This is a genomic window from Bacillus sp. ISL-7, from assembly GCF_018613065.1.
The window spans coordinates 42316-63924 of record NZ_JAGGQW010000066.1; the positions used below are offsets into that span (position 1 = coordinate 42316).

Below are 21609 nucleotides of genomic sequence, written 5' to 3' on the forward strand. Positions count from 1 at the left end.
TCTCTCCCTTCTCCCAACACTATTTTCTCACTGTCAATCTCTCAATTCGTTTTTCCTGTGTTCCTTCGATAATTGTTTGTACATAGATACTAGGGGTATGAATAAAATTAGCATCTAATTCGCCAATTTCACAAAGTGCTTCCACTTCAGCAATCGTTACTTTTCCAGCAGCTGCAATCATCGGATTGAAGTTTCGCGCTGTTTTGTGGTAAACGAGATTTCCCATTTTGTCGCCCTTCCATGCCCTAACAAGACTAAAGTCGGCAGTTAGCGCCTCTTCCAAAAGGTATTCTCTCCCGTTAAAAACCTTCGTTTCCTTCCCTTCAGCAATCGGCGTTCCAACTCCGGCTGGTGTATAAAATGCTGGGATTCCGGCCCCGCCTGCCCTGATTTTTTCAGCCAATGTACCTTGTGGCGTTAATTCTACTTCGAGTTCTCCAGTTAAAACCTGTCTCTCAAACTCTTTATTTTCACCAACATAGGATCCAATCATTTTTTTGATTTGTTTATTATTTAATAGAAGTCCTAACCCCCACTCATCTATCCCGCAGTTATTTGAAATAACTGTTAAATCCTTTACGCTTTTTTCTGCCAATGCAAGTATCAGGTTTTCCGGTATGCCGCACAAACCAAACCCACCAACCATTAATGTAGCCCCATCATTAATTCCGGCAACTGCATCCTGGAAGGATGTACATATTTTTTTCATCCTGATTTCTCCCCCTAATCCCCATTTTCCCTTTACTATTTCTAGTAAAAATACAGAAAATCCTCTTATTTTGTCAAAATTTCCATTATTCCCGCTTTTTTGAAATTACACCACTACTATGAAAATATGATTATCAGAGGGGGAAAATGAATGCCAAACTGTCTAAATTAAATTTTTCATGAATAATCAGTCTTCGACTAATGCATCTTATTAATTGAGACTAGCTTGAAGGGGGACAGATTATTTTGAGCCAAAAACGTGATAAAGGTTCCAGTCAAAAAGGAAAAAACTATGCTGACACAGCAGGTGGAGGCAAGCGGGTGATTGCCGCTGAAGAAATCGAAAAAGCCATCCATCCTACCAAAAGACAAAACGCAGAGCAGTAAATCATTCTGTAAACTCGGAAACCGCTTATTGGTGTCAGCGGTTTTCTTTGTGTTAAAATTAAAACGGCTAATTTATGGGCGCTTGGTACTTATTTTACATATGTTATATTAATTCCTACGGGAGGTGCCAATGGTGAGGAAGGCATTTCGAACTTTGTTTGTTTTGTTGTTTTTCTGGTTATCTCTTGGTTTGTATTTTACAAACCGTCTCATGTATATGAAAAAGAAGGATGAGGAATTAATTTTAAGGCGTGAAAAAGAAGCTGGCCGGTATAATCCCGATGAATTTGATTCTCTCCCAAAACGGGAGGTTGATATTTCTTCGCCTTTTGGATACACAATTAAAGCCCAGCTCGTGGAACCGCACCAGACCAATCGTTATATCATTATTTCTCATGGTGTGACCGAAACGAAAATTAATTCCATTAAATATGCAAATATGTTCTTAGAGCGTGGGTTTAATACGTTAATTTATGACCATCGTCGCCACGGGGAATCTGGCGGTAAAACAACTAGTTTTGGTCATTATGAAAAATTTGATTTGAAGACAGTCGTCGATTGGCTCAAAAAAGAAAAAGGACCTCAACTTGAACTAGGGATTCACGGCGAATCGATGGGCGCAGCTACCATGCTGTTATATGCTGGACTCCTTGAGGATGGGGCAGATTTTTATATTGCCGATTGCCCGTTTTCTGATTTTAAGGAGCAGTTGGCTTATTTGATTAAAAAGGATTTCAAGCTCATCCCTGGTCTTTTGCTACCGCTTGGGGATGCCCTTTTACGCCTTCGGGACAAATATTCGATCCGAAATGTTTCCCCAATTTCGGTTATTGAAAATATCAAACATCCGATTTTGTTTATTCACAGCCAAAAGGATGATTTTATCCTTCCTACCATGACAAAGGATTTATTTGAGCATAAAAAGGGTCCTAAAATGCTTTTTTTAGCGGCTAACGGCCGCCATGCCCAGTCCTTTAATGAAAACCGGGCTGATTACGAACGGGTGATTGATGAATTTTTACAAAAATATGTTGATCATCCATTGCCAAACTAAAAACAGACTATCCATTATGGATCAGTCTGTTTTTTCTTTAATTATAAGGCTCATACGGCCATTTAGGATTTGTTGCGGACTCTTTAGTTGAAAGCAATTGCACGCTTTAGAAAAGTCAATTTTCATTTGCTCATCGAAAAAGACCATTTTTGATTTTTCTGCATAAACCGTCCGGTCATTTGTTTCAATAGCTATGTCATCATTATCTAATTCTGGTATAAACCACAAAGCCACTACCCCGTTTACGGCACAGCCACAGCCGTCTGTATCGTATTTTAGCTTTAAGTAGCCTTCTCGACCGTCAATTCGCTCATTTATTTTGTTAGCTGCCTCTGCAGTAATAGTTATCTCCAAGTTTATTGCCCCTCTCATTTAGCATATGGTGATTGTACCACATGTTACGAGAGGTTGATTCATCTTTGCTCATAGATTTAGATCTCCGTCATCCGAATGTCAGCAATAGCATCCATCGGAATCCGGTGCACCTCATCAAAGCAATCTATCACATGAAGCCTTTGCGTCAGTTCATCCCAGTAATGGATTTTGCCAATCACGATTTCATAGTTCCGATTCCGGTAATGGGTAATCGTCACGTACTGATCATATTCAATCGCTTCGGACAAGATCCCGTTCATGAGCTCCAGATGCTGTTCATCCATTTCTCGTTTCTGTTCGTACCGATCTTCTTTCACCCAATCCCTGAGCAATTTCACATGCTCAGGAAGCATCATCGACGTCCATTTGATCCTTCCACGGTCGCGAATCATCCGCCTCTCCTTCTTTCTCAGTATTCAGTCTTAATTATTTGACTACTGTCTAGCTTTAACGCCGCTAAACAGGCGCTTCTACATTTATCTTTTATGTCCACCAACAAGTGTAGCCCGATGCTTAGCCGTTCCAGCAGCTGTATAGGAAACCGCACGCAACAAGGAACCTGAACCAAAGCGTCTGCGAACCGTATCCACCACATAGCCGAGCTCTCGCCTCTTATAGGCACCCATGTCGAACAGATCAAGCTGCAGCTCACGGTCATCAACAATATTGCTGATGGCAATCGAGATCTGCCGTACCGTCTTTCCAGTGTAATGCTCATGAAATAATTCCAGACACACACGGTACAGTTCCATCGTCACATTCGTTGGCTGGCCGATGCTTCTAGAGCGATGAAAACCGCCGCCAAATTCATCCTGGCTGTAGCCGACTCCGAGACTTATCGTTCTCCCTGCTTTTCGATGCGTCCTTGCCCGCCTTGCTACTTCCTCACACATTTCTAAAATGACCGTCTTAATTTCCGCTTCCTCTTTATAGTCCCTTAACAGAATTTGACTTTTTCCAAAGCTGATTTGTCCTTGGATAAGCGGTGCACCCAAATCAGAAAGGTCAACTCCCCAGGCATGATGATAAAGCTGGTTTCCCATGATACCAAATTTCTTTTCTAGCTTTTCTAAATCATAACGGGCTAGCTGACCGACAGTGAAAATCCCCATCCCATTTAATGTTTTTTCGACACGTCTGCCGATCCCCCACATTTCCCTGAGCGGTGACACATTCCAAAGCTTTGTCTGAACATCTTCATATGTCCACTCGGCCACTCCGCTTTTCTTGGCATCAAGATCAAGACATAGCTTTGCCAGTAACATGTTAGGGCCAATTCCAACGGCACACGGCAGTTGAAACTCCCGCTCAATATCATCCTTTATTTTTTTGGCAATCGTTTGGGCATCCCCCCACAAATGAATGGCACCATCCACTTTAATAAAACTTTCATCGACGCTATAGACATGAATCGCTTCTTTCGGAACATAGCGGTTAAAGACACGAGAAATTTCGGTAGCAATCCGCAAATACGTTGCCATTTTTGGCTCAACAATTTGAATCCTGGGGTCTTGTGGAATCTCAAACATCCGGGAACCCGTTTTGATGCCGAATTCTTTTTTCATACGCGGCGAAGCAGCAAGGACAATACTTCCCTGCCGCTCTTTTTGACCAACCACCGCTAAATAACACTCCATAGGGTCAAGGCCCCACATAACAGCTGAACAGCTGGCATAAAAGCTCTTCATGTCCACACATAAAATTTTATTTTGCGGCAGTGCGCTGTAGTCCACCATGGCATTCCCTCACAATCAGAATATCGAACATTCGTTCCTTTTTATTATATTCATTATCATAAGCGAATATGCGTTCGTATTCAATGGAAATTTTTGAACACCGTTCTTTTATGGAAGTCGAGGAAAACATAGTATAATGGATAGTGAGGTGCATGTTTATGGATAAAAAATTGGTGGCAAAGATGATCAAAAATTGTTTTAAACAGTATTATGAGACGGGGACAATGCCTATTGGAGACAACGATTTGGAGAAGCTAAGCAAACAGATCCTTCAAACGAAAGCAGAGGAACCAACTGCAGATTTATACGAGATTGTGAATGATACGGTATATGAGTATTTAACAGGATGACAGCAAAACAAAAAGCCTCTAAAAATGAGGCCTAATTTACTTATAAACTATTTCTGATTAAAAGCACGTCTGCCAATCCGCTCAAACAGCCGTGGGAAGAGGACGTACACAACGCTCCCCATGTTCATCCAGCGCGGTAAATTAATCTCCCTTGTTTTCGACAGCATGCTGTCAACGACCTTCTGAGCGACGTACTCAGGCTTAAGCATAAATCTCTGCACATTTTTAACATACGTGCCTTTTTCATCGGCTATATTAAAAAAATTAGTGGCAATTGGCCCAGGGTTCACTGAAGTCACTTGTACATTATAATCGGAAAGCTCCATCCGCAGTGAGTTTGTGTATCCAAGTACGGCATGCTTTGAAGCAGAATAGACACTTGATTTGGGCGTGGCAATCTTACCAGCCTGTGAAGCAATATTGATAATATGACCAAAACGCCGTTCCCGCATTTTCGGCAGCACCATGCTTGTGCAGGCCATAAGCCCGACGACATTGACATCAAACATTCCCTTGATTTCGTCCAATGTCGCCAAATGAGCTTCACGGAAAATTCCAAAGCCGGCATTATTGACAAGGATATCAATCTCTCCGATTTTATCGAAAATCCGTTGAAAAACCTCCTGCACCTGAGCTGTATCCGAGACATCCAGCTTGAAAACATCCACTTTTACTTGATACTTTTGCTGTAGTTCCGTTTGCAGCTGCTCGAGTTTACCAATGCTTCTTGCAAGCAGAACAAGATTGGCACCGCTTGCCGCACATAGCTTGGCGATTTCCGCTCCGATTCCTCCGGAGGCACCCGTAATCACGATATTTTTACCTTTTAAATGTTCCCTAACCATTTCTACACCTCATCTGAGTTAACCCAATGCATATTACTTAGCTTGATAAAGCACGGGCTTAGTATTCTTACTAATAATCTCCCCGATAGATGATAAATAGTCAAGTTGTGCGACGGTTTCCGAAAGGGTCAGCATCAGTTCGCGCTGATAAACAGATGGAAACAGGCGTTTACAGATTTCAAAAACGGTGAGCTGCTCTTCTTTTAACCAGCTATGAACCGTCATTGCCCGCTCGTGTTGGCGTATCAATCGTTTTTCAATCAACTCTGCTAACTGGTAGACTTCCTCGCCGTGACCAGTGTAGACACATTGGACCGGATACAATAGCAGCTTCTTCATGGAGTCATTATGTTGCAGCAGTGGCTTCGCTCTTTCTGTTTCACCTGGGGCAGGCGGCTCGAGCAATGGATTTGGCGAAATGTGCGCTAAGATTAAATCTCCACCAATCAAAATTCCATCCTTTTCCCGGAAAAGCGCAATTTGACTTTGGGCATGACCCGGTGTTTCAATGACCTGCCACTCACTTAGCCCTGGAGGTCTCATTCCCTCAACAAGATGTCCAGTTAGTGATCGGTTACATGAATATTTCAATGTTTTTCTTAACTTAGAAAGTAACGAAAAATATTCCTCGGGCAGCCCGAATTCTAGAAAATGCACACGGAAGAATTCCTCTTGTTCTTGAAAAAAGGCTTCTGTTTGGTGAATCCATCGTTCATTCAAATAATGACCATATACTTCTAACGAATCCGGAAAAAAATCTAGCATTCCAACATGATCGGGGTGATGATGTGTTAGAATCACCTGCTCAATATCAGCAGGACTTAAGCCTAAATCCCCCATTTGCTCCTTAAGTGACATCCAGGACTGTTCCGTTTTTACGCCCGCGTCTACAAGCGTTAATCGCTCGCCTTTAATCAAATAGACATTGACATCTCCGACCGCAAAAGGAGTCGGCACCGTAATTTTCGCTATTCCGTCTTTCCATTTTGTCATTACTAAATCCCCTTAACATTATTGTCAAATAAAGAACCCAACGATATAGATATGAACATTATGTGACATTTATTGTATATACTAAAGTGTAGCGACTTTTTAACCAATTGTCATTATTTCTGCATAATTTTTTAGAAAAAATAAAAAATTCAATAAACTTATCTATTGACAGATGGGTTGTTTATCTTGCATAATCTAGTAAAATTTAATTCGTTAAAGCGATGAATAAGGCCAGTAAATGAGAAATGGCGAAAGAGAGTGAAGTTCGACGGCTGAAAGACTTCACCGCCCTCTTAATCATTGAACCTACCTTAGGAGCACTTAGGAAAACCTAACGCATTTCCGGCGTTATCGGAGTCGAGTGAACCCTTCTTGCAATTTAAGCAAGGGTAAATGAAGGTGGTACCACGGAAGCTAGACCTTTCGTCCTTTACGGATGAGAGGTCTTTTTGTTTTCTTAAGAATCGAAATGGAGGAATATTAATGGGAAAAATAGCAATTATTGGTGCAGGTTCGATGGCTGAGGCATTCATTTCAGGAATTCTTGAAAATGGGCTAATTAATAAAAAAAATATCTGGATTACAAACAATTCTAATCAAGAAAGATTAACTAATTTAGAAACTCGTTATGGAATTCGAACGACTTATAATTTGAATGAACTGTTTGATCAAGCGGACATTGTGATGTTAGCAATGAAACCAAAGGATGTCGCGACAGCCGTCCAATCCATTCGGGAACACTTAACGGAACAAATGCTCGTCGTCTCAGTCTTAGCTGGTGTTTCCATGATGACAATTGAAACATTGGCAAAATTACCACTTGCGATTGTAAGGTCGATGCCAAACACTTCGGCTGCTGTTGGAAAATCGGCCACCGCTGTTGCCGTGAATCAACGTGTTACCGAGCAGCAGTTAGAAACAACCAAGAACTTGTTTGGAACAGTTGGCTTGGCTTCTTTTGTAGAAGAAGAGCAGTTAGATGCCGTTACGGGGCTATCAGGAAGTGGGCCAGCCTATATTTATTATCTTATCGAAGCCATGGAAAAAAGTGCAGTAGAAGTAGGACTAGACAAAGAAATGGCCAGTGAACTGATTGTTCAAACACTACTTGGGGCAGCAGAGATGGTGAAAAAATCAAGCAAATCATCTACTCAACTGCGTATGGAAGTAACAAGCCCTGGCGGAACAACAGAAGCTGGCATTAGAGTTCTTGAAGGACACGGCGTCCAGCAAGCATTTATTTCATGTATTAAAGCAGCAACTGCGCAATCCAAAAAAATGGGGGAAGAATTAAGTTCTAGGCTTCAGACTGCAGACCAAACTTCCTAAATTGGACTTTTGCCTAGTTTACATTACACTAGTGAAAAAAGGCTAGGGAAGTGTCGTGGATGCTAACGATCTTATTTTCTTTAGGTATGCTAGTCTGGACTATTTTTCTTTTAGACGGACTGATTGGTTTACGAAAAATAGATCCGCTGGAAAAAGAAGCAGGCATGGAGCTTGGACCGCTATTATCTGTAGTAGTTGCCGCTCGTAATGAGGAAAAACAAATCGAAGCAAGTATCCTTAGTCAGCTGGAGCAAACCTACAAAAATGTGGAATGGATACTTGTCAATGATCGGTCAACTGACATGACTGGAACCATTATGGAAGAATTAACAAAAATAGACCCGCGCCTAAAAGTCATCCATGTTGATCAATTGCCTGAGGGCTGGCTTGGGAAGAATAACGCTTTGTACACGGGCGCACTTCAAGCTTCAGGGAAATGGCTATTGTTTACCGATGCTGACGTAAAATTTGAAAAACAAGCCTTCGCAAAAGCGCTCCACTATTTTGAAAGACACGAGCTTGACCATCTAACCGCTGCACCAAACTTAAGCGCTAACCGATTTTGGTTAAAATCATTTGTTGCCTTTTTCCTGTTTGGTTTTTCTTATTTTAAACGTCCTTGGTTGGCAAATAACCCAAAATCAAAAATCGGAACAGGGATTGGTGCGTTTATTCTTGTTTTAAAAAAATCTTATGAATCGTTTGGAACACATGAGAAGATAAAAATGCGGCCGGACGATGACCTGCAACTTGGGATGAAAATGAAAAAAGCAGGCTACCGACAAAGAATTGTGACTGCACTTCATCTAATCGAAGTGGAATGGTATGGAAGTTTAAAAGAAGCATTAGTTGGACTAGAGAAAAATACATTTGCCGGATTGCACTATCGTATCAGCATGGTGATCTTTGCAATCCTCGGGGTTTTTATCACCAACGTTCTGCCTTTTGTGATGATTTTTTCAGGGAATACAACAGTTGCTCTATTAAGCTTTGGAAATATTGTTCTTTGCGGAATTCTTTATGTGGTTGTCATAAAAAAATTAACCTTATTCTCCCCTATGATGTTTTTGGTCTTTCCAATCACTGCCTTACTGTTTATTTATTCGATTATTCGGGCGAGCCTTCTTACCTTTAAGCGCGGCGGTATTGTTTGGAGAGGAACCACCTATCGGTTAAGTGAACTGCGAGAAAAAGATTAGAAGCTTGATTTTTTCATTAAAAAGATCCTTTTGCTATACTAGAAAAGGATAATTCAGATTGAATTCAGGAGGCTTCTGAAATGGCAGTAAAACTATTTTCACCCTATACAATAAAGGGTGTTACACTTAAAAATCGAATAGTAATGTCACCGATGTGCATGTATTCCAGTCATGAAGATGGCCATGTTCAAAACTGGCATCGAACCCACTACACAAGCAGGGCGGTCGGTCAGGTTGGTCTAATTATTGTTGAAGCAACATCAGTAACACCTCAAGGCAGGATATCCCCTAGAGATTTAGGAATCTGGAGCGATGAGCATATAGAGGGCTTTTCTGAGCTTGTTGGTCTTATGAAGGAGCATGGTGCCAAGACTGGGATTCAACTCGCTCATGCCGGCAGAAAAGCCGTATTAGAAGGTGAAATTCTTGCCCCTTCTGCACTTGCTTTTAAAGAAAACATGAAAACACCAAAGGAAATGTCCAAAACGGATATTGAAGAAACAGTAGAAGCATTTAAAAAAGGCGCGGAGCGTGCAGCAAAAGCCGGTTTCGATGTGATTGAAATCCATGGTGCTCATGGGTATCTTATCAATGAATTCCTTTCACCACTTTCCAATAAAAGAACCGATGAATACGGCGGTTCGGCTGAAAACCGCTACCGAATCCTCCGAGAAGTGATTGATGCAGTGAAAACCGTTTGGGAAGGTCCATTATTTGTGAGAGTATCTGCTCATGATTACCACGCAGAAGGATTAACCGCTGAAGATTACATAACGTTCGCCCAATGGATGAAAGAACAAGGTGTTGATTTAATTGATGTTAGCTCAGGTGCCGTTGTACCTGCCCATATTCACGTTTATCCTGGATATCAAGTGAAATTCTCAGAGACCATAAAGACTGGCGCCGATATCTCAACAGGTGCGGTGGGATTAATCACTTCCGGGATCCAGGGCGAGGAAATTTTACAAAATGACAGAGCTGATTTAGTCTTCCTAGCTCGTGAATTACTTCGCGACCCATATTGGGCCCGGACAGCAGCAAAAGAATTAGGGGTTCCAATTGAGGGACCTAAACAATACGAGCGCGGCTGGTTATAAATCAAAAAGAGGGTGTCTTCTAAATGGACATCCTCTTCTTATGTCTATCATCAGCAGGCAATTTATTTTATTTGCGAAAAACCCGGTTTTATTTGCGAATCAAAAAAATTAGCGAATGTCCCTATTTAATTTCGAAGAGGAATATTTATTTCTTTAAAATCCTCAGCTATATCTGTATTCGGAAAAACTTCCTTTGCCTCATCCACCAATTCCCGCCAAGCATTTCGATCATAACGGGAGCTTAAATGGGTTAGACACAGTTGCTTACAACCGGCCTTCTTAGCAACTTCTGCTGCCTGATGTGTGGTTGAATGAAAATAGTCGTGGGCAAGTTTTTCTTCATCCGCTGAAAAAGTCGCTTCATGCACCAAAAGATCTGCATTTTCAGCCAATGAAATCGCATTTTCGCAGTACCGTGTGTCCCCTAGAACCGTGACAATTCTCCCCTTCTGTTCAGGACCTAGAAACTTACTCGGATCAATTGTCCTGCCGTCTTCAAGGGTAACTGTTTCACCATTTTTAATTTGTCTAAAAATGGGCCCTGGCTGTACTCCCGCTTCCTTTAGCTTATCAGCAAGTAATGTTCCAGGCCGATTCTTTTCGACAATTCGATACCCATATGAAGGGATGCCATGATCTAACCTGAGGGCTTCCACTGTAAACTGCTCATCTTCAAAAAGAATCCCCTCGTCAATTTCAATAACAGTTAGCGGGTATTTCAAATAGGTCTGGCTTAATGAAAGGCTGACATGAATATAGTCCTTAATCCCTTTTGGTCCATAAACCGTTACCTCGGATTCTCCGCCTTGAAAAGAGCGGCTTGATAATAATCCAGGCAGACCATAGATATGATCACCATGAAGGTGAGTAATAAAGATTTTTTCAATTCTACGAGGTTTTAACGATGTATGTAAAATTTGATGCTGGGTCGCCTCACCGGCATCAAATAACCAAACGGCCCCCCGCTCTTCTAACAATTTCAGTGCAATTGACGTCACATTGCGGAGTTTTGCCGGCATCCCCGCCCCTGTTCCTAAGAAAAATATATCCACTAATAATAGCTCCTCTCAATCCGTTCCTTTTATCCAATATTGTTAATATAGCACAAAAAGAAATCAATTTCTCCCTAGGGGACCTTTAATTAATAAGTGAATAGCACGGACTATTATGTGAAAAATAATTGAGACTTGAATGTTTTATTTTTGCGAAGTCTAACGGAATGCTATAAAATCAAGAAATGTGATATTTGTTGATTTTACAATTTACATAAATAGAAAAGAGGTTTTTATTTTGACGCAAACTGGAAACGTGACTTCATTAATTATGATTTTTGGTGCGACTGGTGATTTAGCAAAACGGAAGTTGTTTCCTTCCCTTTACCGGTTATTTGAGAAAGGCAAATTAAATAAATTTGCGGTTATTGGGGTGGCCAGAAGGTCCCTTTCTAACGATGAGTTTCAACATTCCGTTAAAGACTCCGTATTATCTGCATTAGGAAACAAAGACAAGATTGATGAATTTATCTCCCATTTTTACTATCAATCACATGATGTCGCTGATTCCAATTCATATGCAATATTAAAAAATTTAGCAGATGAGATTGATGGAAATTATCATTTAGAAGGGAATCGCATTTTTTATCTCGCCATGGCTCCAGAATTTTTCGGAACCATCGCCTTGCATTTAAAATCAGATAAACTGACGGATGTAAAAGGCTACAAACGACTTGTGATTGAGAAGCCATTCGGACATGACTTAGCCTCTGCAATCGAGCTTAATAAACAAATCAGAAGTGCGTTTAAGGAAAAAGAAGTTTATCGTATCGACCACTATTTAGGCAAAGAAATGGTCCGGAACATCGAAGTAATACGTTTCGCCAATGCTATTTTTGAACCGCTTTGGAATAACCGCTATATCTCAAATATTCAAATCACCTCAAGTGAAATACTCGGTGTCGAAGAGCGCGGCCGTTATTATGAAACAAGCGGGGCCCTTAGAGATATGCTTCAAAACCATATGATGCAAATGGTAGCCTTGCTTGCGATGGAACCACCTATTAACCTTACAACCGACGAAATCCGTTCCGAAAAGGTTCGTGTATTTCGAGCACTTCGAACCGTTGAGGGCGAACAAGTAAATAATTATTTTGTTCGCGGACAATACGGTGAGGGCACGGTTGAGGATGTCCAGGTTCCTGCCTATCGTGATGAACCAACGGTGGACAAAGAATCGAATACAGAAACCTTTGTCGCAGGGAAAATTATGATCGATAATTTCCGCTGGGCTGGTGTTCCTTTTTACATCCGTACTGGGAAAAGAATGTCGACAAAATCAACAAAAATTGTCGTTCAATTTAAAGATATTCCAATGAATTTATATTACCAAACTGACAAAATGTTAAATCCGAACCTCCTTGTGATTCATATTCAACCAGAGGAGGGAATTACCCTGCACCTAAACGCCAAGAAAGCGGGCGGACATTTGGATGCGCAAGAAGTAAAACTTAGCTTTGCCAATACTGGAATCCATGCGATGAACACTCCTGAAGGCTATGAAAAACTTCTTTTGGATTGTATGCGAGGGGATGCTACAAATTTCACGCATTGGGATGAAGTCGCCTATTCCTGGAGCTTTGTTGATAAAATTTCGGCGGTTTGGGAAAACACGAAGGCTGATTACTTCCCCAATTATCAGTCAGGGACAATGGGTCCCAAAGAGGTGGATGAACTCTTAGAAAAAGACGGCTACTTCTGGTGGCCTGTAACAGGTCTAGACGTCGATATTTGTAAGTAAATAATCAAAAGCACCACTTTGTTATAACAGCAAAGTGGTGCTTTTTAGTCTAGATCATTATTTTTATTAGGAAAGGTCCGCAGAAAATCTTTATTAAAGCTTGTTCCAGTCCCGATATTGTGAGAACCATCCATTTGGTGCGACCCCGCATTTTCAATGATACTTTTCCCGTACTTTTCACGAAGACTAGATAAGGTATTAAGTAACGGCTCTTTTTTCGCATCCTTTTCATAGGAAAATAAATCTAACTGTTTATAGGCATGATCATGATCCACTAAATCATTGCCTGTGATCCCTAACAATCGAATAGCATCTCCATTCCAAGCTTTTAGAAAAATCTGCTGCGCAAAGGAAGAAATGTCATCTTTATGACTGATGGGGTTGGGAAGCTTTTTACTTCTGGTAATTGTCTTCCGATCCTTATAGCGAATTGTAATTCCAAGAGTTCCGGCAAGGACATTCTTTCTCTTCAGCCTGATAGAGACCGTTTCGGCTAATGATGTTAACACACGAAAAAGTTCATGCTGATTACTAACATCCTTAGGCAGTGTTGTTGAATTACCGATACTCTTAAATTCTTCAATCGATTCCGGGTCAACAAGGCGATGATCAATCCCATTGGCTCTTTCTTTTAATCGAAGGCCATTAATGCCTAGAAGCGTTTTAAGTTGAATCTCATTGCCTTTTGCTAATTCACCAATGGTGTGAATCCCAATTGTCTGTAACTTTTCCGCTGTCTTCTTCCCGACACCATGCATTTCGTTCGTGTTCAAGGGCCAAAGAACGTTTGGTATATCACGCTTACGAAGAATCGTAATTCCCATTGGCTTTTTCATATCTGAAGCCGTTTTTGCTAAAAATTTATTTGGAGCTATACCTATGCTGCAAGGTATATCTAGTTGTTCCAGAATCCTTTTTTGAATGCTTTCAGCGATTTCTATCGGGCTGCCGTATTCAAAGCTTTCCGTTATATCTAAGTATCCCTCGTCAATCGAAACGGGCTCTACAAGCTCTGTATAGTGCCTGAGAATTTCAAACATACCAATGGAAACGGCCCGATAACGCTCAAAATTAGGTTTCATGACGATTAACTGCGGACAAAGTTTTCTCGCTTCCCAAAGCGGCATCGTCGTTTTCACACCAAATTTTCTTGCATCGTAATTGCAGGTTACAATGATCCCTCTGCGCTCCTCGACATTTCCAGCAATTGCGAGCGGTTTACCCTTCAGTTTGGGATCATAGGCCATTTCAACCGACGCATAAAAGCTATTCATATCAACATGTAAAATGACTTTTCCGTTTTTCGGATACATTTCCTTCATGCTGGCACTTCCTTACCACATTTTCTTCCCTAATTATATCAAAAAGGAGAACCATCAGTTAGGTTCTCCTTACAACTACATTATTGATTTGCCACTTCATCGATAATCGCAAGTGTCATTTCTGCAAGCTTATACAATTCTTCAACCGGCATGCGTTCGTTTGTTGTATGGATTTCTTCATAGCCGACTGCAAGATTGACCGTTGGAATATTAAACCCAGCAAAAACGTTGGCATCACTGCCTCCGCCGCTATGCTGCAGTTCACAACTGCGGCCAATTTTTGCCGCTGCCTTGCGTGCAACTTCTACAACATGATCGCCTTCGCCAAATTTAAAGCCTGGATACATGATTTCCACATCTACCTCTGCTCTGCCACCCATTTGTGCTGCAACTGTTTCAAATGCATCCTTCATTTTGCTTACCTGAGCCTGCATTTTTTCAGGGATAAGCGAACGTGCCTCTGCTAAAATATCAACACGGTCACAAACGATGTTAGTTGCCTGACCGCCTTCAAACCGGCCAATGTTTGCTGTGGTTTCGTGATCTATTCTTCCTAATGGCATCTTCGCAATCGATTTTGCGGCAATTGTAATCGCTGAAACTCCTTTTTCAGGTGCCACACCGGCATGAGCCGTTTTACCGTAAATAACTGTTTTTACCTTTGCTTGTGTCGGAGCAGCAACAACTATGTTACCAACTAAGCCATCACTATCCAGTGCGTAGCCAAATTTTGCTTTCATCAATGAAGAATCAAGTGCTTTTGCACCTACAAGACCTGATTCTTCTCCGACAGTGATGACAAATTGAATCAAACCATGAGGTAGATTTTGTTCTTTTAATTGACGAATGGTTTCAAGCATGACAGAAATACCTGTTTTATCATCTGCCCCTAAGATCGTGGTGCCATCTGTAACCACATAACCCTCTTTAATCGATGGTTTCACACCTTTAGCCGGTGTAACAGTATCCATATGACAGGTAAAATAAATCGGGTCAACACCCTCTTTAGTTGCCGCAAGCGTGCAAACTAGATTCCCTGCACCATGGCCTGTTACAGCGGTGGTATCATCTTCAAATACATCGAGTCCTAACTCAGTAAATTTTTGTTTTAATACCTTTGCAATTTCAGCCTCGAATTTTGTTTCTGAGTCAATTTGCACAAGTTCTAAAAATTCATTCAACAGACGTTCCTGATTAACCATTATATTGACCCTCCATGTTATGTAATCACTATTTCAGTATACCTCTTTCTTATTCATATCATCAAATGAAAGAGGAGGAAGTCAATTTCAAATTATACTATAGTGGAATATTCCCATGTTTTTTGTAAGGTCTTGACTCTTTTTTATTTCTAAGCATTTCTAGTCCCTGCACTATTTTCAATCTTGTTTCTCTTGGATCAATGACATCATCGACCATGCCTCTGCTCGCCGCCACATAAGGATTGGCAAACTTTTCACGGTATTCATCGATTTTTTGCTGCCTGGTCTGTTCAGGATCTTCGCTATTATTAATTTCCTTGGCAAAAATGATATTGGCTGCTCCTTGTGGACCCATAACAGCAATTTCCGCATTGGGCCAAGCAAATACCAAGTCAGCACCAATTGACTTACTATTTAACGCCACATAGGCACCGCCATAGGCTTTTCTTAAAATAACCGTCAATTTCGGAACTGTCGCCTCGGAATAGGCAAATAATATTTTAGCTCCATGGCGAATGATTCCCCCGTGTTCTTGTTTAACTCCCGGGAAGAAGCCTGTAACATCTTCAAACGTTATGATTGGAATATTAAAAGAATCACAGGTTCGGATAAACCGAGCTGCCTTATCAGAGGAATCAATATCCAAGCCGCCAGCCATCACCCTAGGCTGATTACAGACAAGCCCTACTGATTCACCTTTGATACGTGCAAAGCCAACGACAATATTTCTAGCAAAGTCCTTATGAATTTCCATGAAAGAGTCCTCGTCAACAACATGCTCAATGACTTTTCGGACATCGTATGGACGAACGGTATCGAAGGGAATAACATCCATTAAGTCAGGACGGTAGTCTTCTTCCTCCTGCACCTCAAATCTTGGAGGCTTCTCTTGATTATTTTGCGGCAGATAACTCAAAAGCCTGCGGACGTTCTGTAACACCTCTACTTCCGAATCGGAATGAAAATGGGCATTCCCGCTAATGGAGCTATGTACATTGGCACCGCCCAGTTCTTCAGCTGATATTTTCTCCCCTGTCACTGTTTCGATGACTTTAGGTCCCGTAATAAACATTTGACTCGTTTTTTCAACCATAAACACAAAATCAGTAATTGCTGGTGAATAGACGGCACCACCTGCACAAGGGCCCAAGATTACTGAGATTTGCGGAATCACACCGGAATAAATGGCATTTCGGTAAAAAATATGTCCGTATCCATCTAAGGAAACAACACCTTCTTGAATGCGAGCCCCGCCAGAATCATTTAGACCGATAAAGGGTGCCCCATTTTTCGCTGCTAAATCCATCACATTCGCAATTTTCTTGGCATGCATTTCCCCTAATGCACCGCCAAAGACCGTAAAATCCTGCGAAAAAAGATAAATGGGCCGACCATTAACTTTGCCGTAACCAGTCACTACCCCGTCCCCTGGGCCCTTTTGTTCGTCGAGACCAAAATCATTGGTACGGTGTTCAATAAAGGGATTTAATTCAAAAAACGTCCCTTTGTCTACCAACAGATCGATTCTTTCTCTCGCCGTCAATTTTCCTTTTTCATGCTGCTTCTCAATTCGCTCGTCACCGCCACCGAGTTCAACCTCGCGACGTTTATCATACAACTCATTTATTTTTTCATAGATGTCTGTCATTTACCCCTTCATCCCCTTCTTCTCACAGAGTTCAAATAAAACCCCAGATGTGGATTTTGGATGCATAAAAGCAATGTTTGCTCCTCCAGCACCAGGTCTTGGCTGATAGTCTATCATTCGGATCCCTTTTTCCTTCATTTCGCTAATTCTTTCTTTAATCGAGACAACACCAAGTGCAACATGGTGAATGCCCTCACCGCGTTTTTCGATAAATTTAGCAATGGTACTTTCTTCCGAAGTAGGCTCCAGAAGTTCGAGTTTTGTACCTCCTGCCTCTAAAAAGGCCACTCTTACTTGTTGAGTTTCAACCTCTTCAATTCCTAGCAATGGTAGATTCAATACATCGGTATAGAAAGGAAGCGTATGTTCAAGTGATCTAACGGCAATTCCAATATGGTCGACTTTTTTAATCATTATTACCCCTCTGTTCTAAAAATTAAATTTAATTCGACAATTATCTTATTCGTGAAAAAGTTCATAAATCCTTCCTAAATTACTTAGTTGTTCCGTTGTTCATTTTTGATTTTCCTTGTACAATAGATATAAAGCGCCAAAATGTTAAGGAGGTACCCATAATGAAAAGTAAGAAAACGAGAAAAATCATTGTTTATTTAATGTTATTCGCTATGCTTGCCTCAACTCTCCTAATCGGAATTGGTACATTTCTATCATAAATATACAAAAGGAAGGGACTGTTCAAATTGAACAGTCCCTTTCCCTATTGTATTGCCCCATTATCTTTGCCAAGTGCCTCAAATGATTTTTTGGAAGAGATAACTAATACCTTTGTTCCTAATGGAATTAACGGAAAAAGCGAAGTAACAACCTCATTCTGTGTGCGGATACAGCCCTGAGAGACATATTTACCGATAGAAGCCGGCTGATTCGTCCCATGGATGCCATAGGTTCTGCCATCTGTTCCTTTTGCATCAAAGCCAATCCATCTGGCCCCTAGTGGATTCTTTGGATCCCCTCCAGAAATATTCCCTTTCCGAAAATAAGGCTCCTTTGCCTTTACCGTAATAGTGAAAATACCTTCCGGAGTTAATTCTTGGGTTTTACCCGTCCCGACACTTACAACCGTTTGGACTTTGTTTTCATCAATAAACGCCATTTCATTGTTACTTTTGTTAACAATAACAAATGGATCGCCTGGCATAGGGTTTGGCCCCAACGGCCAAAATGGTGAAATGAAAAAAGTAATCAGGATTGGCGATAAGATTTTTATCAAAGCAGCCACCTGCCTTTTTTTCCTAGTTTGCTTCAATCTTTTTCTGTTCATTCACTTTTGAAGAAGTTTTTATTCCTTTAAACGAACTTTTTATAATCAGATAGTCATTCATTTCATTAACTAGTTGAAGTAAGGCTGCTCTGGTTTCAAATTCTTCTCTTGTCTTCGGGAGCTCCATTTCCTCAAATTCCTTTTTCATTTCTCTTAATTTTTCAATATAAATATGAGCTGTATTTCCGGGATGAACATTCTCAGAAAGTTCTTCCAGAAACTCAGCTACCATATGCCCTTGCTTTACTGTACGCGTAATGGAGGTGACAATCGGTAAGATACGTTCGATAATTTCAAATTGCTTCCCTCGCATTTTAAAATAATGAAAATATAAATTGTCATCTCGTAAAAAATGGTTTTCAACATCCTGAAGAGCTAGCGTTATAGCTTCATCTAGTAATCGAGCACTAACCGTAATCTCTTTTCCATCCCAATTACTATCTCCCATCCGTAAATAACATACCATTTCACCGAAAATGATTTTAAAATTCTCCTCAATTTCGTTTTGATAGTCCTTTAATTTTTTATCAACGCTCGGCATATAAAGATTAATCAGTAGTGCCACGCCAATTCCAATCGTGATCACACCAAGTTCATTAAAAATCATTGCCAGGGAGATTTTCTCTGCCATATAAATATGTAAAATAATGACACTGCTGGTCACAATACCATCAGATGCCTTCAGCATCACAATCGTCGGTATAAAGAAAAATAACATGATCCCAATAACAATTGGGTGATAGGAGATTCCCTCAAAAAATATAGCCGAAAATGGCATCGCTAATACACAAGCTAAAAATCGATCTCCTGCTGTTCGGAGCGATCTCCGTTTCGTCACCTGAATACATAAAATGGTTAATATGCCAGCGGAAGCAAAATTATCCAGTCCAAGCTGCTGCGCAATTAAAATCGAAATAGCAGTACCAACAGCTGTTTTAATTGTTCGGTAGCCAATGCGAAATTTCATAGTAATCTCCCCAAAATAGAAAAAATAAAAAAGATGATCGATTAGACCATCTTTAGCATATCCCTATTAAAGTATTTTTTGCAAGAAATCCTGATAGTAAAGATTGATTCTACTACAATACTTTCTCTAAAAAGTCCTTTGCTCTGCTTGTACGAGGGTTATTAAAAAATTCATCAGGAGAGCCTTCTTCTAGTAATACCCCTTCATCAAGGAAGATAATACGGTCAGAAACCTCACGAGCAAATCCCATTTCATGTGTAACAATAGCCATAGTCATACCGGATTGAGCAAGATCCTTCATAACATTAAGTACTTCCTTGACCATTTCTGGATCTAGCGCTGATGTTGGCTCATCAAATAACATTAGCTTCGGTTCCATGGCAAGTGCACGAGCTATGGCAACACGCTGCTTCTGTCCACCTGATAAATTATTCGGATAGGCTTTTTCTTTTTCGGTAAGCCCCACACGAGCTAACAATTCGCGTGCTTTTTTTTCAGCAAGTTCTCGCGATTCGCCTTTTACTTTCATCGGAGCATAGGTTAAGTTTTCCAAAACCGACAGATGTGGAAATAAATAAAAGTGTTGAAAAACCATACCGATTTGTTCACGAACTTTCATTATATTCGTTTTGCTATCAGTAATCTCTTGATTATTAATCCAAACTTTCCCTTGCGTTGGTGTCTCTAATAAATTTAAACAGCGTAAAAAGGTGGATTTACCAGATCCAGATGGTCCAATAATCGAAACTACTTCCCCACTATCAATATTGGTTGAGATATTTTTTAACACTTCGTTATTGCCAAATTGTTTATAGAGGTTTTCTACTTTAATCACTGTACTTCAGCCTCCGTTCAAACCGTTTCCCTGCCAAAGTCAGCACCATTACTAAGATCCAATAGATTAATCCAACAAAGATTAATGGTTCAAAATTACGATAAGTATCCGCTCCGACAACTTGCGCACGACGCATTAAATCTAGATAACCAATCGTAGAAACGATGGCTGATTCTTTTGTTAAGGTAATAAATTCATTCATCAATGCAGGTAAGATATTTTTTAGTGCTTGAGGTAAGATTAGGTCCTTCATCATGAGACGATAAGGAACACCTAGTGCTTGAGCTGCTTCGGTTTGACCTTTATCAACCGCTTGAATCCCGGCTCTGATGATCTCCGAAACATAGGCGGAAGAATTTAAGCCAAAAGCTAAGATTGATGATAAAAATGGTGAGATGTCATAACCCGTTAATTGCGGGATCGCAAAATAGATTAGCATTAATTGTAAAATTAATGGTGTACCACGAAAAATAGATGTATATGCATCTCCAAACCAATTTAATGCTTTGATTCGTGAAATTTTACACAAAGCTAAAATTGTGCCGAGGATAAAACCTAAAATAATCGAAATAATAACAAATTTTAATGTAACCCATATTCCCTCTAAAATAAAAGGAATATAAGGCACAATTTGGCTAAAATCCAAATTCATGCCTTACACCTCACTTTATAATTTTCTTTGCGCCATTAGTCTAGTTGCCATTCATTTTATTGCTGGTCTTTTAACCACTTGTCCTTTAATTCTTGGAGTTTTCCGTTCTCCTCCATGTCTTTAAGGACCTTATTTACATCATCAGTTAAGTCACTGCCTTTTGGAAATGCAACTGCCATTCCAGGAGAACTTGTTGTTGGATCATCAAATCCAGCTAAACCTTGTTCCTTTACATATCCTATAGCAACTGATTTATCCATATAAGCAACCTGGATACGATTTGATAATAGTTCTTGAATTAAAGTTGTTGCATTGTCTAGCGGCTTAATCGTAAAATCAACCTTTTTTTGAAGTGTTTTGGCACCCTCTTCTTGAATGGTTCCTAACTGTACTCCAACCGTTTTTCCTTTAAGATCATCGATAGTTTTAATTTTAGAATCTTTAAGTGTGATAAACATTTCACCTGAATGATTATAAGCCGTTGAAAAATCAACATTTTGTTTGCGTTTTTCTGTTGCTGACATACCAGCAAGTACCATATCCACACGTTTAGCCTGTATTGCACCGATTAAACCATCAAACTTCATGTCTTTAATCTCTAGTTTATAACCTAATTCTTTTGCAATAGCATTGGCTAAGTCAATATCAAATCCCTCGACCTTACCTGATGGATCTCTTGATTCAAATGGAGCAAAATCAGCTGATGTAGCCATTGTTAAAACTTTGTTATCTCCTGTTTTTTCTCCATTTGCTCCGTACTTATTACCTTGTCCGCAAGCAGCCAACACTACTAATGTTAAAATCATGGTAAAAAATAAAAATGTTTTTTTCATGA

The 21609-nt window shown here is 40.3% G+C and carries 24 protein-coding genes; 8 read left to right on the forward strand and 16 right to left on the reverse strand.

Translation table 11 applies throughout. The features are described from left to right. Nucleotides 1-19 precede the first annotated feature (19 nt). Nucleotides 20-709, reverse strand: a complete 690-nt coding sequence (locus tag J7E66_RS25455) for a CoA transferase subunit A (RefSeq protein WP_215005115.1) — start codon at nt 707-709, stop codon at nt 20-22. Between the two features lie 245 nt (nt 710-954). Here J7E66_RS25455 and J7E66_RS25460 point away from each other — a divergent pair, with 245 nt between their 5' ends. Next, nucleotides 955-1095, forward strand: coding sequence for a hypothetical protein (locus tag J7E66_RS25460; protein ID WP_168244984.1), 141 nt, complete (start codon nt 955-957; stop codon nt 1093-1095). A 133-nt stretch (nt 1096-1228) separates the two neighbouring features. Beyond that, nucleotides 1229-2149, forward strand: a complete 921-nt coding sequence (locus tag J7E66_RS25465) for an alpha/beta hydrolase (RefSeq protein ID WP_215005237.1) — start codon at nt 1229-1231, stop codon at nt 2147-2149. Between the two features lie 21 nt (nt 2150-2170). Here J7E66_RS25465 and J7E66_RS25470 read toward each other — a convergent pair whose 3' ends face one another. From J7E66_RS25470 to J7E66_RS25480, 3 genes are all read right to left on the reverse strand, one after another. After that, on the reverse strand, nt 2171-2503 hold the full coding sequence (locus tag J7E66_RS25470; protein WP_088088875.1) for an iron-sulfur cluster biosynthesis family protein: 333 nt from the start codon (nt 2501-2503) through the stop codon (nt 2171-2173). 77 nt (nt 2504-2580) lie between these two features. After that, nucleotides 2581-2916, reverse strand: a complete 336-nt coding sequence (locus J7E66_RS25475; RefSeq protein WP_215005118.1) for a YolD-like family protein — start codon at nt 2914-2916, stop codon at nt 2581-2583. Between the two features lie 84 nt (nt 2917-3000). Continuing rightward, a complete protein-coding gene (locus tag J7E66_RS25480) occupies nt 3001-4260 on the reverse strand; it encodes a Y-family DNA polymerase (protein ID WP_215005121.1) in 1260 nt (419 codons plus the stop codon). Nucleotides 4261-4418: 158 nt separating this feature from the next. Here J7E66_RS25480 and J7E66_RS25485 point away from each other — a divergent pair, with 158 nt between their 5' ends. Further along, on the forward strand, nt 4419-4610 hold the full coding sequence (locus tag J7E66_RS25485) for a YqzH family protein (RefSeq protein ID WP_215005125.1): 192 nt from the start codon (nt 4419-4421) through the stop codon (nt 4608-4610). A gap of 47 nt (nt 4611-4657) precedes the next feature. Here J7E66_RS25485 and J7E66_RS25490 read toward each other — a convergent pair whose 3' ends face one another. Together J7E66_RS25490 and J7E66_RS25495 are read right to left on the reverse strand one after the other, a co-directional pair. Beyond that, nucleotides 4658-5455, reverse strand: a complete 798-nt coding sequence (locus tag J7E66_RS25490; protein ID WP_215005128.1) for an SDR family NAD(P)-dependent oxidoreductase — start codon at nt 5453-5455, stop codon at nt 4658-4660. Nucleotides 5456-5488: 33 nt separating this feature from the next. Next, entirely contained in the window at nt 5489-6448 is a 960-nt protein-coding gene (locus J7E66_RS25495; protein WP_215005131.1) for an MBL fold metallo-hydrolase, read from the reverse strand. Between the two features lie 483 nt (nt 6449-6931). On the opposite strand from J7E66_RS25495, the gene proC reads away from it, so the two are divergent. The 3 genes from proC to namA all read left to right on the forward strand — a co-directional run bounded on the left by proC (nt 6932) and on the right by namA (nt 10073). Then, on the forward strand, nt 6932-7777 hold the full coding sequence (proC, locus tag J7E66_RS25500) for a pyrroline-5-carboxylate reductase (RefSeq protein WP_215005134.1): 846 nt from the start codon (nt 6932-6934) through the stop codon (nt 7775-7777). Between the two features lie 59 nt (nt 7778-7836). After that, the gene (locus J7E66_RS25505; protein ID WP_215005137.1) at nt 7837-8976 is read left to right on the forward strand and encodes a glycosyltransferase family 2 protein; all 1140 of its coding nucleotides are present in this window, start codon (nt 7837-7839) and stop codon (nt 8974-8976) included. Between the two features lie 80 nt (nt 8977-9056). Continuing rightward, entirely contained in the window at nt 9057-10073 is a 1017-nt protein-coding gene (namA, locus tag J7E66_RS25510; RefSeq protein ID WP_215005140.1) for an NADPH dehydrogenase NamA, read from the forward strand. Between the two features lie 125 nt (nt 10074-10198). Here namA and rnz read toward each other — a convergent pair whose 3' ends face one another. Then, complete coding sequence (gene rnz / locus J7E66_RS25515; RefSeq protein ID WP_215005142.1) at nt 10199-11125, reverse strand: ribonuclease Z; 927 nt, start codon at nt 11123-11125, stop codon at nt 10199-10201. Nucleotides 11126-11396: 271 nt separating this feature from the next. On the opposite strand from rnz, the gene zwf reads away from it, so the two are divergent. Continuing rightward, nucleotides 11397-12866: a glucose-6-phosphate dehydrogenase gene (gene zwf / locus J7E66_RS25520; protein ID WP_215005240.1), complete on the forward strand. Its 1470-nt coding sequence runs from the start codon at nt 11397-11399 to the stop codon at nt 12864-12866. A 44-nt stretch (nt 12867-12910) separates the two neighbouring features. Here the strand turns inward: zwf and J7E66_RS25525 are convergent, their stop codons facing one another. The 4 genes from J7E66_RS25525 to mce all read right to left on the reverse strand — a co-directional run bounded on the left by J7E66_RS25525 (nt 12911) and on the right by mce (nt 17452). Beyond that, nucleotides 12911-14188: a DNA polymerase IV gene (locus J7E66_RS25525; protein WP_215005145.1), complete on the reverse strand. Its 1278-nt coding sequence runs from the start codon at nt 14186-14188 to the stop codon at nt 12911-12913. 80 nt (nt 14189-14268) lie between these two features. After that, nucleotides 14269-15390, reverse strand: coding sequence for a tripeptidase T (locus J7E66_RS25530; RefSeq protein WP_215005148.1), 1122 nt, complete (start codon nt 15388-15390; stop codon nt 14269-14271). A gap of 97 nt (nt 15391-15487) precedes the next feature. Continuing rightward, nucleotides 15488-17038, reverse strand: coding sequence for an acyl-CoA carboxylase subunit beta (locus J7E66_RS25535; RefSeq protein WP_215005151.1), 1551 nt, complete (start codon nt 17036-17038; stop codon nt 15488-15490). Continuing rightward, on the reverse strand, nt 17039-17452 hold the full coding sequence (gene mce / locus J7E66_RS25540) for a methylmalonyl-CoA epimerase (protein ID WP_215005153.1): 414 nt from the start codon (nt 17450-17452) through the stop codon (nt 17039-17041). Between the two features lie 161 nt (nt 17453-17613). Here mce and prli42 point away from each other — a divergent pair, with 161 nt between their 5' ends. Continuing rightward, entirely contained in the window at nt 17614-17712 is a 99-nt protein-coding gene (gene prli42 / locus J7E66_RS25545; RefSeq protein WP_179195915.1) for a stressosome-associated protein Prli42, read from the forward strand. Nucleotides 17713-17756: 44 nt separating this feature from the next. On the opposite strand, the gene J7E66_RS25550 is transcribed toward prli42, so the two are convergent. The 5 genes from J7E66_RS25550 to J7E66_RS25570 form a co-directional block, all read right to left on the reverse strand. Next, entirely contained in the window at nt 17757-18269 is a 513-nt protein-coding gene (locus tag J7E66_RS25550) for a L,D-transpeptidase (protein WP_251033134.1), read from the reverse strand. A 22-nt stretch (nt 18270-18291) separates the two neighbouring features. Continuing rightward, nucleotides 18292-19287, reverse strand: a complete 996-nt coding sequence (locus tag J7E66_RS25555) for an aromatic acid exporter family protein (RefSeq protein ID WP_215005157.1) — start codon at nt 19285-19287, stop codon at nt 18292-18294. A 112-nt stretch (nt 19288-19399) separates the two neighbouring features. Continuing rightward, nucleotides 19400-20122, reverse strand: a complete 723-nt coding sequence (locus J7E66_RS25560; protein WP_215005159.1) for an amino acid ABC transporter ATP-binding protein — start codon at nt 20120-20122, stop codon at nt 19400-19402. Then, complete coding sequence (locus tag J7E66_RS25565; RefSeq protein ID WP_168245002.1) at nt 20115-20774, reverse strand: amino acid ABC transporter permease; 660 nt, start codon at nt 20772-20774, stop codon at nt 20115-20117. The genes J7E66_RS25560 and J7E66_RS25565 overlap by 8 nt, the downstream gene beginning before the upstream one ends. Nucleotides 20775-20830: 56 nt before the next feature. Then, a complete protein-coding gene (locus tag J7E66_RS25570; RefSeq protein WP_215005161.1) occupies nt 20831-21607 on the reverse strand; it encodes an ABC transporter substrate-binding protein in 777 nt (258 codons plus the stop codon). Nucleotides 21608-21609: the final 2 nt, after the last annotated feature.

Bases quoted from the DNA above. Each gene is read 5' to 3' on its own strand.
- mce (WP_215005153.1), bottom strand. From the start codon at position 17,452: ATGATTAAAAAAGTCGACCATATTGGAATTGCCGTTAGATCACTTGAA.
- J7E66_RS25565 (WP_168245002.1), bottom strand. From the start codon at position 20,774: ATGAATTTGGATTTTAGCCAAATTGTGCCTTATATTCCTTTTATTTTA.
- J7E66_RS25535 (WP_215005151.1), bottom strand. From the start codon at position 17,038: ATGACAGACATCTATGAAAAAATAAATGAGTTGTATGATAAACGTCGC.
- J7E66_RS25555 (WP_215005157.1), bottom strand. From the start codon at position 19,287: ATGAAATTTCGCATTGGCTACCGAACAATTAAAACAGCTGTTGGTACT.
- J7E66_RS25485 (WP_215005125.1), top strand. From the start codon at position 4,419: ATGGATAAAAAATTGGTGGCAAAGATGATCAAAAATTGTTTTAAACAG.
- J7E66_RS25505 (WP_215005137.1), top strand. From the start codon at position 7,837: ATGCTAACGATCTTATTTTCTTTAGGTATGCTAGTCTGGACTATTTTT.
- J7E66_RS25455 (WP_215005115.1), bottom strand. From the start codon at position 709: ATGAAAAAAATATGTACATCCTTCCAGGATGCAGTTGCCGGAATTAAT.
- zwf (WP_215005240.1), top strand. From the start codon at position 11,397: ATGATTTTTGGTGCGACTGGTGATTTAGCAAAACGGAAGTTGTTTCCT.
- J7E66_RS25490 (WP_215005128.1), bottom strand. From the start codon at position 5,455: ATGGTTAGGGAACATTTAAAAGGTAAAAATATCGTGATTACGGGTGCC.
- J7E66_RS25495 (WP_215005131.1), bottom strand. From the start codon at position 6,448: ATGACAAAATGGAAAGACGGAATAGCGAAAATTACGGTGCCGACTCCT.
- J7E66_RS25570 (WP_215005161.1), bottom strand. From the start codon at position 21,607: ATGAAAAAAACATTTTTATTTTTTACCATGATTTTAACATTAGTAGTG.
- J7E66_RS25525 (WP_215005145.1), bottom strand. From the start codon at position 14,188: ATGAAGGAAATGTATCCGAAAAACGGAAAAGTCATTTTACATGTTGAT.
- J7E66_RS25530 (WP_215005148.1), bottom strand. From the start codon at position 15,390: ATGGTTAATCAGGAACGTCTGTTGAATGAATTTTTAGAACTTGTGCAA.
- J7E66_RS25475 (WP_215005118.1), bottom strand. From the start codon at position 2,916: ATGATTCGCGACCGTGGAAGGATCAAATGGACGTCGATGATGCTTCCT.
- namA (WP_215005140.1), top strand. From the start codon at position 9,057: ATGGCAGTAAAACTATTTTCACCCTATACAATAAAGGGTGTTACACTT.
- prli42 (WP_179195915.1), top strand. From the start codon at position 17,614: ATGAAAAGTAAGAAAACGAGAAAAATCATTGTTTATTTAATGTTATTC.
- proC (WP_215005134.1), top strand. From the start codon at position 6,932: ATGGGAAAAATAGCAATTATTGGTGCAGGTTCGATGGCTGAGGCATTC.
- J7E66_RS25480 (WP_215005121.1), bottom strand. From the start codon at position 4,260: ATGGTGGACTACAGCGCACTGCCGCAAAATAAAATTTTATGTGTGGAC.